Below are 16,338 nucleotides of genomic sequence, written 5' to 3'. Positions count from 1 at the left end.
CAACGCTGCTGGTTGCAGACTTCTTACTCTACGCAAGGAAGTGTGCAGGCCTGTGAGCAAAAGGTATCGACCAGTGGGTGCCGTCCAGTCCTTTGGACGGCACCCACTGGTCTTCCTTGAGTTAGAACACCAGCTTGCCGCCGAGCTGCAGTGAGCGGTTGGGCTGGTTGCTGTTGGTGGAGGTGATCAAGCCGGCGGTGCTGGTGTTGGAGATGTTCGCGGACGGGGTTCCGAAGTTCGGATGATTGAGTGCATTGAAGGCATCCAGACGAAGGAGGAACTGCACACCTTCATACACGGTCGTTTTCTTCTCGACGCTCAGATCGAAGCCAACCTCCGGAGGACCAATGAGGCTGTTCCGTCCGGCGTTGCCGAAGGTAAAGTTATCCGGCGCGACGAAGGCCGACGCATCGAAATACCTTCCGTGCTGGCTGTGCAGAGCGTAAGGATCTTTGCCAACCACCTTGTTCGGCCGCGTCGCATACCAGCCTACGGTTGAGGTTCCAAGGGCGACTCCACCGCTCGCGTTGGTCGTCGTGCTGGGAATGGTGAAGCTGGGCGAGAACGGCGTGCCCGAGCGAAGCTGCGTCAGGCTGGCGAGGGACCATCCGTTGACGACACGCTCTCCGAAGCCATGGCGTTGAAAGGGAAGATCGTACGTAGCCTGCAGGAAAAAGTTGTTCTTGTGGGTACCGTCCGAGTTGCCTTTGTCGCCACCCAGGTTGTAGGGGTTCTGCGTGGTGCCGCTGATTGGCACATCGTCCAATCCGCTGTTCCACGTATAGCTGGCCTGGAGATAGAGGCCGTTGCCGGTGCGTTTGGTCAGTTCCGCCTGCATCTGGTTGGTGAAGGCGTAACCTTCTGTCAGATTGGTAAGAATGCTGGCCCACGGCTGGTAGGGACGTCCGGCCTGCAGGGAAGTAAGCGGGCGCTGCACCTTGGGGTAGTTCATGTCGAAGACATAGTACGGTGCATGCGTGGTCTTGTTGCCTACGTAGGAGAGGCGGAAGCCTGCGGATGCGGGCAGCGCCTGCTCCAGCGTCAGGTTCCACTGCTGAATGCGGGCCTGCTTCGAATCACGCTGCGAAGCGTAGATGGTGGGGTTGGCGGCTACCGTGCCGGTTCCTGGGAAGGGGTTGGCGAGGGTCAGTGTGGGTGCGTAGGCCGAGGTGCTGGTGTAGCTCTGCGTAAGCAGGAAGGGGAAGTTCAACTGCGAGATACGGATGGGGCCGATGCCCGGAGGGATAAGGCCGTAGAACATGCCATAGCCGCCGCGCAATACAGTCTTCGCATCTGCGGTGAGACGGTAGGCGAACCCGACGCGCGGACCGTAGTTCGTCTTGTCGGTCAGCACCACGCTTGTGCCCCAGCCGTTTGCTTCGGAGGTGGTGTAGGTGCCCGGATAGAGTGCCAGCACGGTGGCGTTGGCGTCCTTCGAGATCTGACCGCCGGAGCTGCGGATCACCAGCTTTCCGGTGCTGAAGTCGAAGTTGCTGAAGTCGCCGTTTTTCTCGTTCGGCGTTGTCTGCACCTCGTAACGCAGACCCACGTTCAGGGTCAGGCGCGGCGTGACGGCCCAGTCGTCCTGCCCGAAGAACTGGTAGTTCTGGTAGGTCTGATTGATGGCGATCTGCGGCGTGGCGCGTACCGTGGAATTCGGGTTACCCAGCAGGAAGTCCGCGAAGGCGTCACCCGTTGCGTTGTAGGTGGGATCGCTGGTTGGCGTACCTGGAGCACTGGCGGTGAACCGGCCGGTGAAGCCGAAGGTGCCGAGGGAACTGGAGGTAGTGCCGGACTTGATGATGACGTTGTTGAAATTGACGGAGGCACCGAACTTCAACGTGTGCCTGCCGCGCACCAGCGTGAAGTTGTCGGCGACGGACTGCGTGGTCTCGGGGTTGTGGCCTGCGCCGCCCGTGTCACCCACGGAGGTGTAGTTGGTCATGTTGATGGTGGGCAGACCGCCGATCCGGAACGGGCCATAGAGGCCGGGGAAGAGCGTGGTGGGATCGAACGAGGCGTTTTGGCCAAGGCGGATGTTGCGATGCGAGAAGTAGGAGTAATGAATCTCATTCAGCATGCGCGGCGAGAACACTGAGACGTCGCGGAGCATGCCTTCGATCGTGATGTAGCCGGCGTTCTGATAGTTGCCATACTGCGCCGGGGTGCCGTTGCGCGAGAAGTACGGGTTGCCGTAGGCATAGTATCCACCAGCCGTCAGCGCGTTCAGGCGATTGAGGTTGTGATCGATTTTGCCGGTGTACTTATAGTCGTTGTACTTGTTGTTCACGGTCTGGAGCAGGTTGTTGGTCGGGCCACCCGAGGCAGAGGTTCCACTTGACGCAATGTTGGCGTGCGGAATGTAGGCGAGCAGGGCGGCGGCGCGCGGGTCGATATTGGTGATCTGGTTGCCGGGAATGATCGTGCCCGTGGACGCATTCCAGAGCTGCTTGGTGGTGCCGGAGAAGTTGCCGGCGCGTTCCGCATCGGTTGGGACGGTGAAGAAGTTAGGCTTGCCGTTGCGCTGGATCAGATTGTCTACCGCGAACAGGAAGAAGGTTCTGTCCTTCCAGATGGGGCCGCTGACATATCCGCCGAACTCGTTACGGTTCAGGCCCGGCTTCACCACGGTGCCCGCGTAGGCAAAGTAGTCGCGCGCGGCTCCAGCGCGGTTGCGGTTGAAGTAGTACACCTCACCGTGAAATCTGTTGGAGCCGGACTTGGTCGTGATCGAGATAGCCGATCCGCCCTCGAACTCTGCCTTCGCTACGCTACTGACCACCTTGATCTCCTGGATGATCTCAGTCGAGGGCAAAGTCGTGAGGTTGGAGTCGTAGGAATAGGCCGCTGCGCCATTCGAGATATCGTTCACCGGAACGCCGTCGACGTTATACATCGCGCCATTCCAATGCAGGCCGCCGGAGATCTGCGGGTTATCCGGGTTGTCATTCGTGTTGCCGGCGACAAAGACGAGCGCGCGGTCGATAGTACGGCCGTTCAGCGGCAGTCGCGCAATTGCCGTTCCCTCCAGTACAGCGCCGATCGTCGAATCGTCGGTGGTGATCGCATTCGGCGAGGCCGAGACTTCTACCTTGCTTTCCGTCGAACCCAGGGTAAGCTTCACATCGTTACGGACCGACGCAGACACCAGAAGATGCACATGTGCGATGTTGGCCGTGGAAAAACCGGGAGCCGCGATCGTGATGTCATAGTCCGCTGGCTGAAGATTCTGGACGTTGTAGATACCGTCCTTGGTTGTGGTCCCCTCCACCGTCTGGTTGGTCCCCACATTTCGCACACTCACCTTCGCGTTGCTCACCGCCGCGCCGCTTGGATCGGTGACCTGACCCACCAGCGAGCCCGCGACCGACTGCGCCAGAGCAGCTCCGGGTAGGAAACATAAACAGAGGAGAAGAAGAGAGGAGAGAGAGAGTCGTTTCATAAAAGTGTCCTCGTGTCGAAGTGGAATCACATGGCCTGAAGCGTTACTGAAGCGTTTGAGCGTCTGCGGGTACACGTCTGCCTGCTCGGAAAGAAACCGTGCGAAATGCTGTGAATTGCCGCGTGCGATGATTCACTTTCATCCGTTTGCAACATATTGCCAAGAGGAGAAATGCAGAATCGGGCTGGATCGTCCAACTGCCTGGACGCAGTTGTGCTTTCGGTGCAAAATTCGGAATAGGGCGTCCTTCGCATGCATCGTCACGGTTATTCTGCTGAGACGATGCTGAACACTCTTCCATGCGCCTTGAAGCGGTTTGCGATGTCCTCACTCGTTGCGACGTTGATCTCCATCAATGCACCGTCACAGACCATGATGCAGCATGCTCCCCTGCTTCCGCGTGTCCAACAACTGCGCTATGGAAATGGAGCACTCCCTCTGTGCAGCTTGACGCTCAGCACCACCAACAGCGAAGATCCGCAGGCCGTTGCAGAGGTGCGGCAGATACTGGAGCAACACTGCAACGCAAGCATCCGCCCGTCGACGCCCGTTGAGCTTACGCATGAGACCTCCGGCAGCATGTTGCCCGGTGCGAACGAGACAACCACGCGTGGATCCCGTGAGTCGTATGCGATTTCGATTGGAGCGAACGGAGTCAAGATTCATGCGATGACGGGCGCTGGGGTCTTCTATGCGGTCCAGACACTGCGGCAAATGATCGAAGGTTCCACGGATGCACCGATGCTCCCCTTCGCGGAGATTGCCGACTGGCCTGCCATGCCATATCGCGGGTTCATGATGGACATGAGCCACGGGGCTATCCTGACTGTCGCGGAAGTGAAGAAGCAGCTCGACCAGCTTGCTGAGTTCAAGGCGAATCAGTATTTTTTCTATGTCGAGACAGACCTGGACCTCGATGGCTATCCGTTGCTTCGCAAAGACTCCAATTGGAGCAAGCAGGACATCCGCGCGATCGTCGAGTATGCGCGTCAACGCCATATCGACGTAGTGCCCTGCGTCGAGCTCTATGGTCATTTGCACGATCTCTTCCGACTCGAACGCTACAGCGACCTCGCGGCACTATCGCATGGCGGCGAGGCGAATCCGGCCGATCCGCGCATCCAGCACATCCTCGAAGATTGGCTTCGGCAGTATGCGGAACTCTTTCCAAGTCCATGGCTTCATCTTGGCTTCGATGAGCCCTTCGAGCTCGAGCGTGCTGGCAGCAAGACCGCAGGCGTTGCGCCCGACGTGCTCTGGCTGCAGCATCTGCAGCGCCTCGCCGGGATTGCCTCCGGTCTTGGCAAGCGCCCGCTCTTCTGGGCCGACATCGATGAAGGTGCCTACATCTTCAACAAATATCCGGGCCTTGCCGCAGGGCTGCCGAAAAATGCGATTGCCGCACCATGGTTCTACGATGCGCGCCCTGACTACAGCAATCTGCTGGATCTTTTCGCAGCCAATCATGTTCCCATCCTCGTCACAACCGGCATCTCGGACTGGGACAATATCGCGCCCGATTTCGAGAGCACTTTTATCAATATCGACGGCTTCCTTGCGGCTGGACGCAAAGCCAATGCGATCGGCATGTTGAATACGGAGTGGTCGGACTCCGCGCTTGCGCTGCATCGTGAGGCGCTGGCTGCTGTTGCCTACGGAGCGGCTGCGGCATGGCAATCGAAACCCATGGAAAGCGATCGCTTCTTTGCGGAGTACGCGCAGATTCATCACACGCCAGCGGCGGCGGAGAAGATTGCGGCGGCGCTTTCTCATCTGACGGCGGCGCAGTCTCTGATGCGGCAGGCACTGGGCTCAGAGACCAGCTTCCGGATGTGGGATAACCCTTTCGAGCCTCATCTGCTCGCGCGCATCAAGATGCACGAGAAAGATCTTCACACCGCACGGCTCGATGCCGAACAGGCCGAAGAAGAACTGCTTACAACGGGTAGCGGAAGCGATGACGAGATCGACAGCCTCATCGTTGCGGCAAAGATGCTTGACTATACCGGCATGAAGTTTCTCTATGCGATTGAGATTGCGGCGAACTTCGATGCGCTCCCCGAGCATCCGTCCGCGGCGGACATCGGCTATCTGCTCAAACGCGAAACGAGCTCACGGAACCACAGCCGCGTCGGCGATCTTCTGGATACGGCGGGTGAACTCGAGGCGTCGTACAGCAGCGAGTGGCTGAAGCAATACAAGCCTTATCGCCTGGCGACCGCACAGGCCCGGTGGCGCGCCGAGCAGGAGTTCTGGCGCCACTTCCAGGCTAGTGTATGGACCGTCACGCAAAACTTCCAGGAGAAAAGTTCACGGCCAACACTTGCGGATGTGTTGGCCGTGCGATGAAGGAGCCAATGCTACACAGGCCTCTTGAATGGGCCATCCTTTAGAACCTTCAAGTGCTCATCGGTAAAGGCTGCGCCATGGAAGAGCGCGACCCCCGGTGCACCAAGATCACGCGAGGCATGTATCTGTTCCACGATTCCTTCGATGGTGTTCTTGCCTGAGGTCGAATCGAGGGCCATGCCCGCGTACACCGGGCACGAGGCTCCAATGTCGCTGAGGGTCAGAGCGAGTTGCGAGCGGAAGATATTGATGTCCGACTGGTAGACCTGCGGCACATAGTAACGCAGCCATCCGGAGTTGGCCCAGCGTCCCCAATCGCGGCCACGGATGCGGTCGTGCCTCCAGTCGTGTCCACCGTTGGCGGAGAGCATCATCTTCGGATGCTTCTGCATCATCTGGTCGCGGATCTCCTCGACAAACGCGCTCGGGCCGATGGTGCGGAAGTCCTCCGCAATTTGGGTATCGAGAGCATCGGTCAGCTTGCGTCCGTGCAACTGCTCGAACACGGAGCGGCATAGAGCGCAGACGCAGTATCCCTTGGTTCCGTAGCCCGGCTCCTCGATGTGAAAGCCGTTCAGCTTCGGATAGCGGACGAAGGTCTTTTCCAACTGCGCCTGCATCCAGGCGCGTGCCTTGTAGTGTTGCGGACAGACGTTCTCAACACGCTGGGCATCCAGCTTCATCAGCGTCTGTCCCGGAACCACCTCATCGAGGCGTTTCGCCATCCACTCCGGACTTCCGCCGATCCCCGGGTCGAACTCAGGCGACTTCAGATCGCGGTAGTCCGTGAAGCTGTACCACATGTCGACGTCGAGGCCTTCCTTCGTCGCCTCATCGATCAAGACGCCGAGGTAGTCCCACTCCGCGGTCGGATGGAGCTTGCGATACTCGGGATGGTCAAGTGCCGCGAGATAGCCGCTAAGCGTCCAGGGAAGAAGTAGTGTGAAGTTTGCGCGCGCATACCGTTCCACCGTTGCCTTGATCTGCGCCTTGCCGAGCTTCTCCTTCGCATCCGTATGCTGCTCCGGATGGATCCAGATGGCACGCACTTCCTTCGCGGGCTTCGGCGCACGCGGCACCGGCACCGCTTTAGGAGTTGGTTGCGCACCTGCGGGCAACGCTGCCGCGACTGCGGCGGTGGGAAGAAGCTGCAACACCTTACGACGGCTTAAAGACCTGTTCCACGATTCACTCATGCACGCACTCTATCGAAGTTGGCTTTCGTTTCCTAGCATCTTTGCACGCCCGTTCAGCCCAATGGATGCGCTACTGCAATCCAAGGAGAGCCACCGTATCGCGCTCAATGATTCCCTCGGTGAGCTTCTCCGCGATCCTCGGCAGACCGGAGTTCCCGATGATGTGGTTTACGTTGCGCAACGCGGCAATCGTATCTGCGGGCGTGGTGAACGGGTAGTCCGACCCCATCAGCAGCTTGTGGCCACATCCATACTCCTGCGCCAGCATCAGCGCGTTGTAGTACTGCCACGGCCTGTAGTAGAGCGCTGAGATATCGGAGTAGACATTGGGTTGCTTGCGAATCAGCACGACCGCATCTTCCACCCATGGATGCCCCATATGCGCGACCACAATCTTCAGGTCCGGATAGGACATCGCCACATCTTCCACCTGGATCGGCAGCGCATACTTCAGCGGGGCTCGCCGCGGAAACGTTGTTCCCTGATGGATCAGTACGGGGATTCCGTGCTTCTCGCAGAAGGCGTAGACCGGGAGCATGCGTTCATCCATCGGATGGAAGTTCTGGTAGATCGGCGCAAGCTTGAGGCCGCGAAAGCCGTCTTGCAGAAAGACCTTCTCCATCTCCTGGAGCATGTCGGGCTCATGTGGATCGAGGCATGCAAACCCGATCAGCTTGTCCGGATGCTTCGCTACATAGGTCTTCACACGGTCGTTGGGAACTACCAGACCAAGATGCTTCGTATGGAAGCCAAAGACGATGGCGCGATCTACGGGCTCCATTGCGGCCCAGTGATCCTCTTCCGCGATATCGATCTGCGCGGGGGCACCACGGGCGATCGTGGCCTCGCGTTCCATCTCCTCGCTCCAGTCTTCGGCTTTCCAAAGGTGGGTGTGGCAATCGACCATGGCATGTTCCCTTTCTATCGAACAGCGTACCGCGCACCCTATACATCTCCAAATGGGGAAAGTGCCGCGTGTCCAGCCTAATGGACTAGCCCGCTGCCTGTCTTTCGGTTTATAACCGTGACATTGCTACACTCAACTTCACTCCGCACCCTGTGAGGCCCATGCTACTTCTCCGCAACGCTCTGATCGTCGATGGTTCAGGCAGCCTGCCCTATCCAGGGAGCGTGCTCCTTCGCGAAGGCCGCATCGAAGCGATTGGAGCGCTCGAAGCGCCGCTCGGCGCGGACATTATCGACCTTGACGGCGCCGCTCTGTCGCCTGGTTTCATCGACATGCACAGCCACTCCGACCTGAAGGTTCTTGAGAATCGCCGCGAAAAGAGCGACCAGGGCATTACGTCGGAGGTGGTTGGCAACTGCGGCTTCTCGCCGTACCCCTGCGGCCACCACAAGGCCCTGCTCGCCGAGCAGCAGGAGGGCATCCTGAACGGAGGCGAGAGCTGGCCCAACGCCCGGGCGTACCTCGATGCCGTGAAGCAGAGCTCACGCCTCGTGCATGTCGAGTCGCTGATCGGCCACGGAGCGCTCCGCACGGCCGTCTGTGGGAAGCAGGCCAATACGACTGAGTTGATCAAGCTCGACGAGCTTACCGCTACGCTGGACGAGGCCCTCACCGAAGGCGCGATCGGTTTCTCGACAGGCCTTATGTATGCGCCAGGGTCGCAGGCTCCCTTTGCGGAACTTGAAGCTCTCTGTCGCGTCGTTGCCCGTCACGGCAAACTCTACACCAGCCACATGCGCAGCTATGCCTGGGAGTTGCTCGAGTCCATCGACGAGCAGATCGAGCTGGCCCGGCGCACCGGATGCCGCCTCCAGATCTCGCACCTGCAGACCGTGGGCCGCGACAACTGGCACAAGCAGAAGCTCGCGCTTGAGAAGATCGAGCAGGCGCAGGCCGAAGGGATCGACATCGGCTTCGACTGCTACCCCTACCTCGCCGGTAGTACGGTCATGACGCAGCTCTTGCCGCAGACGGCACTGGCCGATGGCCTCGCCGGCATGCTCGCTCTCATCGCAACCTCACGTGCTGACCTCGAAGCCTTCCTCGATGAAGAGACGGCGCAGGGCTGGGACGATATTTTTGTTTCCTCGCTCCACACCGTGGCTAATCGCCCTCTGATCGGCAAGCATATTGCGGCGATCGCCGAAGCCCGCGGAACGGCACCGGCCGCCACCATCCTTGACCTTCTCGTCGAAGAGGGCGGTCGCGTGAATATCGTGGCGTTCAATCAGAGCGAGCCGAACCTCCACGAACTTCTCACGCATCCCCTCGCGTCGATTATCACGGACGGTTTCTACGTCTCGGAGCGGCCCCATCCGCGCCTCGCCGGAGCCTTTCCGACTTTTCTGGGCGAGTTCGTGCGGGACCGCAAGTGGCTGTCTTTGCAGGAGGCTATCCGTAAAATCACCACAGCACCCGCAGGACGCCTGGGTCTTACGGACCGTGGCAATCTCACCCCTGGCAGCATCGCCGATCTGACCATCTTTTCGCCGGAACGGATCGGCAGCGGCGCCACGTTTGAATCGCCGACCCTGCCTCCGCACGGCATCCATCTTGTCATCAAGGGACAGTTACTCCTCCCGAAATCGTCCAGCCTATTGGACGGACGCGGTATTCTCAGGTCAGGACAGGCTCTTGAGCATGCTATCGTGAGCCATCCATCGACCCCAGATACGATAGGAGAACTCCACTATGAACGCTAGCCGGACGCCTTCCGTACCCGCAGTGGAACGTGCCTTGAACCTGATGGAATCGCTTGCGCACTCGAAGAACGGGCTGTCCCTCTCGCAGCTCGTCGAATCTTCCAACATTCCCAAGAGCTCCATTCATTGCCTTCTCCTGACGCTGGAACGCGCCGGCTACCTGCATCGCAGCAACCAGACAGGCCGCTACATGTTCGGCCTCAAGCTCTTTGGCCTCGCAAACACGTCACTCAGCGGTCTTCCTATCCGCGAGCAGGCCGCGCCCTTCATGATGCAACTCATGGAGCAGACCGGCCTGACTGTCCATCTTGGCGTGCTCGATCAGTACGAGGCCGTGCTCGTGGCCAAGTTTAACCCGCCGGGTTCGAACGGTCTTGCCACCTGGCGCGGGAAGCGGATGGAGATTCATTGTACGGGGATCGGCAAAGCTCTGGGAGCGTACATGAGCGAGGCCGATCTCAAGGCCATCTATCGCCTGCGCAAGTTTCCCCGCCACAACGAGAACACCATCTCCACCCTGCGCAAGTTGCAGGAAGACTTTGCTAAGATCCGCCAGCGTTGTTACTCCATCGACGACGAAGAAGACGAGATCGGCTGGCGCTGCCTCGGAGCACCCATCTACGACGACGCCGGCAATCCCGTTGCGGCGGTCAGTATCGCAGGAACCATCCACCAGATCCGCGCCGACAATCTGCCGCGCCTTGCCGAGACCCTCAAGGCCTGCACCACCGCGATCTCTTACTCCTGGGGCTACTTGAAGGGCGAGGAAGCAGATGCATATCAGCGAGCTTGACACTCCATCCGTAGTCGTCGATCTCGACGTTCTCGAACGCAATATCGCACGCATGGCCGCTTACTCCGCGAAGACGGGTATCAAGCTGCGGCCGCACATCAAGACCCACAAGACGCCCGAGATTGCGAAGATGCAGATCGCCTCCGGTGCCATCGGCATAGCAGCCGCCAAACCGGGCGAAGCCGCGATCATGGCAGCGGCGGGGCTTGACGACATTTTTATTGCGTACCCCATCGTCGCGGCACAGAAGGCGGAGCACTTCCTCTCGCTTTCAGATGCCGCCCGCCTTTCCATTTCGGTCGACTCCATCGAAGCGGCAGAATGCCTCGCCAAAGCGTCCGACGCGCGGGGATACGACTTGCCGATCCTCGTAGAACTCGACGTAGGCTTTGGCCGTTGCGGCGTGCAGAACGCCCCAGCCGCACTTGCTTTGGCGCAGCAGATCGACAAGCTTCAAGGCGCGCACTTCGGTGGACTCATGTACTATCCCGGCCACATGATGGTGCCCGTTGAAAGGGCCAATGCTTTTCTCCCGCACGTGAACGCTGCCGTCGAGTCCGCCTACGAAGCCATTACCGGAGCAGGCCTTGAGGTCCGCGTGGTGAGTGGTGGATCGACCCCCATGGCTTATCGATCCGAGGAGTTTTCGCACCTGACCGAGATCCGTCCGGGCATGTATCCACTGAATGATCGCAACCTCGTCGTCGGCGGCTTCGCCACGCTTGAGGAGTGCGCTCTCTCCGTCATCGCGACGGTTGTCAGCAACGCGGTTCCGCATCGCGTCATCCTTGACGGAGGATCGAAGACTTTTTCTTCCGACCGCCTCCTTACCGGCGACCACATCGGGCACGGCGTCGTCGTGCAGGATCCGGACGCGATCTTCTATGGCCTCTCTGAAGAGCACGGGCACCTCGATATCACCAGCAGCACCCGCACCTACAAGCTCGGTGAGCGCCTGCGCATCGTGCCGAATCATGTGTGCGCCACGATCAATATGCACGACACGATTTACGGTGTGCGTGGCGACCAGGTTGAGACCGTATGGAACGTAGCCGCCCGCGGTCGCGTTCAGTAGCTCCCTTCTGAGGTTTCATCATGCAGGAACAGACAGTCGGCCTCATTGGCCTGGGCTTCATGGGACGTGGCATTGCCGGCTGTCTCATTGCGCACGGACTTCATGTCGTGTCCTACACGCTTGCGCGCAGTGAGTTCGAGCAGGCTCGCGAGGCCATCGCGCAGGCCATTGAGGAGCTCATTGAGAACGCGGGCTACGATCCATCCCTCCGCGATGAATGGCGGGGACGTTATGTCGAGGCGGCCTCGCTCCAGGATGTAGCCTCTTGCACCTTCATCATCGAGAGCATCACCGAGTCCGCCGAAGCGAAGCACAGGCTCTTCGCCGATCTCGAAGCTATCGTTTCTCCCGAAACTCCGATCGCCAGCAACACCTCGGCGCTGCCCATCTCGCTTCTGCAGCAAGGCCGCCTGCGCCCGGAGCGCTTCCTGGGGATGCACTGGGCGGAGCCCGCACACTGCACGCGGTTCCTCGAACTCATCCGCGGCGAACACACCAACGACGCCTCTCTGCAGGCCGCCGAGCGCATCGCACTGCAGCTTAGGAAAGATCCGTGCATCGTTCAGCAGGACATCCCGGGCTTCATCGTCAACCGCATCGCCTATGCCATGTATCGCGAGGCCTGCAACCTTCTGCATCTCGGGATAGCGGACGCCGATACCATCGACAAAGCCTTTCGCAATTCATGCGGTCTATGGGCCGGTATATGCGGTCCCCTTCGGTGGATCGATCTCACCGGAGGCCCCGCCCTCTATGGCAAGACCATGACCGGGGTTCTGCCGACGCTCTACAACTCCCCCGAGCTCCCTGAGCCGATCGCTTCGCTGATGAAAGCCGGAGCAACGGGCATCAAGAGCGGCCAGGGTTTTTTCTCCTATACGCCCGAAGAAGCGCAAGCCTGGGAGAAGATCTACCGCGACCAGGTCTGGCGGATGCGAGCCATCGCCGAAGAGGTCTTTCCGATCTCCGACCATGAGCCCAAGACTCCATGACGACGATGCACCTTCTCCGCTCCGACTACGTCGTGATCCTCGGCTATTTCGCACTTGTCCTTTTTATCGGTCTTTACTTCCGACGTCAGCAAAAGACTGCGACCGACTTCTTCGCAGGGGGTCATCAGATCTCCTGGTGGCTCGCCGGCATCTCGCTCTACATGTCCGGTTTCAGCGCGTTCACCTTCATCGTCTACTCGGAGATGGCGTACCGCTATGGCCTCGTTGCGATCCTTCTCTCCTGGACCAGTGTGCCCGCCTGTCTGCTTGGGGGCACCGTCTTCGCAGCGCGCTGGCGGCGAGCCCGCATCATCACGCCGGTTGAGTTCCTCGAGCAGCGATGTTCGCTGACGGTCCGGCAACTCTTTGCCTGGTCCGCCATCCCTGCGAAGGTCTTCGATGACGCCCTCAAGATCTTTACCACAGCCATCTTTCTTTCGGCTGGTATGGGCATCGGCATCAAGACGTCCATTTTCGTCTGTGGCATCATCGTCATCGTCTATACGCTGCTTGGTGGCTTGCTCGCGCTCGTCGTTACCGACTATCTACAGTTCATCATGAAGGCTCTCGCGATCCTGCTGCTTCTCCCGCTTGCCGTATGGCGGCTCGGTGGCGTTCATCCGGCGCTGCACAGCATCCCGGCGAACCTCATCCACTTCACCGCTGGCCCCTATCGCTGGGGATACATTGTCAGTTATGGGCTCATCGTGATCATCAGCTATAACGGGAGCTGGTCGTTCGCGCAAAAGTACTACTCCGTGCCCGACGAACGTTCCGGCCGCAAAGCCGCCTGGTTCGCCGCCGCTCTCAACTTCGTCGGCACTCCCATCATGCTCCTGCCTGCCCTCATGGCTCGTAGCATCATGCCCACCTTTGCCGCCCAGCAGAAGCCGCAGGACGTCTACGTCCACCTCATCTTTACCCTGCTGCCTGCGGGCATGATCGGCATCATCGTCGCCGCTCTGTTCTCCGCGACGATGGCCACCGTCAGCGCCGATCTCAATGCCATCGCGGGGGTACTTACCAAGGATGTCTACCAACGTATCCTGCGGCCCGCGTCTACGGAGCGTGGCCTCGTTGCGGCCGGTCGCGTTTTGACGCTTCTGCTCGGCACCATCATCATCGCCATCAGCATTTGGATCGGCCAAAGCGGCCGCGACTCGCTCTTTCACATCATGGTCACGGCCTTCGGAGTGCTGTTGGCACCTACGCTCCTGCCGCTTCTCGCGACCCTCGTTTTCCGCCGGCTTACCTCCAGGGGAGTTATCGCCGGCTTTGCCTCCGGTATGGCCTCGGGAGTTCTGACCCTGACGGCGAAGACGATCTATCTCGCCAAGGCGGGGCCAGCCGCAACGCAAACTCTCGACTATCACCTCGAAGGCCTTTCCATCTTTACCAACATCGCGGCGACCTGTGTCGGCATGTTTCTAGGCAGCACCTTTCTCGGTGTCTCTATCGAAGAACAGCAGCGGGCGAAGACGTTCTTTCGTCTCATCGACACTCCGATCACACAGGAAGAGAGCCTGGTCACGAAGGCGCAGTCAAACTCTTCGGACAATATCATTCGGCTCTCCACGCTGGCCGTTGGCGTGCTTCTCATCGTGTCCGGGGCGCTGGCGCAGGAACCGGTCGCGCACTGGATCGACTCCAGCATCGGCATTGTCTTCCTGTTTCTTGGGCTACCTATCCGACGGATGATCGCCAGATCCGGCGGCAGAAAGACGTAGACGCGAGACGTTCCGTGCAGTCGTGCCTATCTTCTCTTTCCATCTTCCGGGGAGCACGCACGTCGTACCGCATGGAAGACTTCATCGACGATTTTGTTCATGGGCCTGTTCTGCTGCGCGACCCACATCTCGACGCAAAGGCCTGTCATCGACAGCGTGATGCTGGCCAGGATCCGATCCTCCAGCGAAGGCAGTCCTTTGCGTTTCACGCGCGTCGCGAATGCCTTCGCGAGTTCTTCCTCCAACATGGGAACCTCGAGAAACTGGGCCATTCGCGCAGCGGGGCTTCGATGCGCGATCTGGAGAATGCGCTCCGTCACCGAGAGCGTGGGCACCAGAACCTTCGTGATCGCCGCTTTCGCTGCTTCAAAGCTACTGAGCCCGCTCTCCTCGGCCAGGATAGCCTGGGTTAGGCCTGCTCCATAGTTCTTCACCATGGAGCCCATCACGTCTTCCTTCGAGGAAAAATAGCGAAAGTACGTGCGGCGAGAGACGCCCGCGAGCTCGGCAATCTGGTCGATCGTCACCTCGTTGAACCCATGCGCATGAAAGAGGCGAATGGCAGCATCCCATATCTCTCTCCGAACGACCTCATGCTTCTTGGCCTGTAGCGAGTCTCGTGGAACGACGCTCTTCGTGCTCATGTTTCGAGTGTAGCCCCGCCGGCACCAAATGCATAGTGGGCTTCATTTGTCATTTTGTGTTGACAATGGCACAGTGTGCCAATAATCTTCCTCCTGACGGCCCGATAGGCGCTAGCCGATACTTAAGAGCAGGACGATGCATATCGCTCACCGAATACGATCAATCGTTCCACCCGCATTCGCTCTGTTTGTCATGGCCATGTGTCTGCCGGGCTGCTCTCGCAAGAAGGCAGATCCTGCCGCATTGGCAGTTCAGGAGATCACGGTTACCACTACTCCTGCGCTCGGCAGGCAGGTTCCTGTCACGCTGACGGAGACAGGCAGCTTCGTGGCCGAAGAACTGTCGGAGGTCGCCCCCGCCGTTGCCGGTAGAGTATTCAAGACGCCGGTATCGATAGGCGCCTTCGTCAAGACCGGTCAGGTCATCTGCGAACTGGATCACCGGGACGCCGACTTGAAGCTGATGCAGATACGCGCGCAACTTGCGGAGGCCATGGCCGCTGTCCGGCAGGCGCAATCGCGGATCGGGTTGGGTGCCGCAGGCTTCGAACCGACCAAGGTTCCCGAGGTTGCCGCTGCCAGGGCGACGTATGAATCCTCTGAGGCGCAGGCACGGCTGGCCGCCGCCGATGCGAAGCGCTACGCCAATCTGGTTGCCACGGGCGATGTTTCGCAGAGCGTCTACGACAAGCAAAGAACGCAGGCAGAGACCGCCGCGGCGCAGGCCAACGGATCGCGCCAGCAGTACGAGGCGGCGATCAACACAGCGCGGCAAAGCTACCAGGCCGTTGGCTCCTCAGAAGCCACGCTCGAGGCCATGCGCGCGCAGGTTGCCCAGGCTGAGAAGGCGCTTGCCGACACGACCATTCGCGCGCCCTTCGATGGCTACGTGAGCGCGCGTACCCATGCTGTCGGGGAATTTGTGACTACGTCCAGCAGCGTTGCTACCGTGGTTCGGGTCGACACCCTCAAGCTTCAGTTGCAGACTCCGGAGAAGAGTGCTGCAGGCCTGAAGATCGGTATGCCTGTGACCGCGCGCGTCGCCGCCTATGGCGAGCGGGACTTCCAGGGCACGACGTCGGCTCTGAATCCCGCCGTCAATCCTGACTCTCGCGCCTTCATCCTCGAAGCCCACTTTCCGAATGCCGACGGGGCGTTGCGTCCAGGCATGTTTGCGAGTGCTCGCGTGCTTCTTCCCGGGACCGAGAACGCCGTGTTCGTCCCCAAGGCCGCGGTCATCCGCGATCGCACCACCGATTCAAATCAGGTTTATGTGGTCGGTGACGGCAAGGTTCATCTTCGTGTCGTCACTCTTGGCGACTCGGATGGTGGAAACATTCGGGTGCTCTCCGGCGTCGCTGCCGGGGAGATGATCGCAACCGACAAGCAGGCCGATCTCTACGACGGCGCGCCTGTGAAGACGCAAGCTGACCGGTAACGGAGTCCCATC

Annotated in this window: 11 protein-coding genes; 7 read left to right on the top strand and 4 right to left on the bottom strand. The window is 59.8% G+C overall.

Annotated features, from left to right (window positions below; genetic code table 11):
- Positions 1-121 precede the first annotated feature (121 nt).
- Positions 122-3,442 carry a TonB-dependent receptor gene (locus tag BM400_RS01290; protein WP_089835884.1) on the bottom strand — a complete coding sequence of 1,107 codons (3,321 nt, stop codon included), beginning with the start codon at positions 3,440-3,442 and terminating at the stop codon, positions 122-124.
- A 282-nt stretch (positions 3,443-3,724) separates the two neighbouring features.
- Here BM400_RS01290 and BM400_RS01285 point away from each other — a divergent pair, with 282 nt between their 5' ends.
- Positions 3,725-5,791 carry a glycoside hydrolase family 20 zincin-like fold domain-containing protein gene (locus BM400_RS01285; RefSeq protein ID WP_175528811.1) on the top strand — a complete coding sequence of 689 codons (2,067 nt, stop codon included), beginning with the start codon at positions 3,725-3,727 and terminating at the stop codon, positions 5,789-5,791.
- Between the two features lie 11 nt (positions 5,792-5,802).
- Here BM400_RS01285 and BM400_RS01280 read toward each other — a convergent pair whose 3' ends face one another.
- Both BM400_RS01280 and BM400_RS01275 read right to left on the bottom strand, forming a co-directional pair.
- Positions 5,803-6,987 (bottom strand): family 10 glycosylhydrolase, encoded by a 1,185-nt coding sequence (locus BM400_RS01280; protein ID WP_089835881.1) that lies wholly within the window; start codon positions 6,985-6,987, stop codon positions 5,803-5,805.
- A gap of 70 nt (positions 6,988-7,057) precedes the next feature.
- On the bottom strand, positions 7,058-7,894 hold the full coding sequence (locus BM400_RS01275; protein ID WP_089835879.1) for an amidohydrolase family protein: 837 nt from the start codon (positions 7,892-7,894) through the stop codon (positions 7,058-7,060).
- A 161-nt stretch (positions 7,895-8,055) separates the two neighbouring features.
- On the opposite strand from BM400_RS01275, the gene BM400_RS01270 reads away from it, so the two are divergent.
- From BM400_RS01270 to BM400_RS01250, 5 genes are read left to right on the top strand one after another with little or no spacing between them, the layout of a single operon-like run.
- Entirely contained in the window at positions 8,056-9,657 is a 1,602-nt protein-coding gene (locus BM400_RS01270; RefSeq protein WP_089835877.1) for an N-acyl-D-amino-acid deacylase family protein, read from the top strand.
- The gene (locus BM400_RS01265; protein WP_089835875.1) at positions 9,647-10,450 is read left to right on the top strand and encodes an IclR family transcriptional regulator; all 804 of its coding nucleotides are present in this window, start codon (positions 9,647-9,649) and stop codon (positions 10,448-10,450) included. Before BM400_RS01270 ends, BM400_RS01265 begins: the two co-directional genes overlap by 11 nt.
- Positions 10,431-11,525: an alanine racemase gene (locus tag BM400_RS01260; protein WP_089835873.1), complete on the top strand. Its 1,095-nt coding sequence runs from the start codon at positions 10,431-10,433 to the stop codon at positions 11,523-11,525. The genes BM400_RS01265 and BM400_RS01260 overlap by 20 nt, the downstream gene beginning before the upstream one ends.
- A 20-nt stretch (positions 11,526-11,545) precedes the next feature.
- Positions 11,546-12,517, top strand: coding sequence for a 3-hydroxyacyl-CoA dehydrogenase family protein (locus BM400_RS01255; RefSeq protein ID WP_089835872.1), 972 nt, complete (start codon positions 11,546-11,548; stop codon positions 12,515-12,517).
- Positions 12,514-14,244: a sodium:solute symporter family transporter gene (locus BM400_RS01250; RefSeq protein WP_089835870.1), complete on the top strand. Its 1,731-nt coding sequence runs from the start codon at positions 12,514-12,516 to the stop codon at positions 14,242-14,244. The genes BM400_RS01255 and BM400_RS01250 overlap by 4 nt, the downstream gene beginning before the upstream one ends.
- Positions 14,245-14,270: 26 nt before the next feature.
- On the opposite strand, the gene BM400_RS01245 is transcribed toward BM400_RS01250, so the two are convergent.
- Positions 14,271-14,888 (bottom strand): TetR family transcriptional regulator, encoded by a 618-nt coding sequence (locus BM400_RS01245; protein ID WP_089835868.1) that lies wholly within the window; start codon positions 14,886-14,888, stop codon positions 14,271-14,273.
- 244 nt (positions 14,889-15,132) lie between these two features.
- Between BM400_RS01245 and BM400_RS01240 the strand changes: the two genes are divergently transcribed.
- Positions 15,133-16,326, top strand: a complete 1,194-nt coding sequence (locus tag BM400_RS01240; protein ID WP_175528810.1) for an efflux RND transporter periplasmic adaptor subunit — start codon at positions 15,133-15,135, stop codon at positions 16,324-16,326.
- The last annotated feature ends 12 nt before the right edge of the window (positions 16,327-16,338 follow it).

The sequence above is a fragment of the Granulicella pectinivorans genome (assembly GCF_900114625.1).
Classification (GTDB): Bacteria; Acidobacteriota; Terriglobia; order Terriglobales; family Acidobacteriaceae; genus Edaphobacter; species Edaphobacter pectinivorans.
Note: the sequence above shows the minus strand (reverse complement) of the source record. Positions and strands in the feature narration are given on the sequence as shown.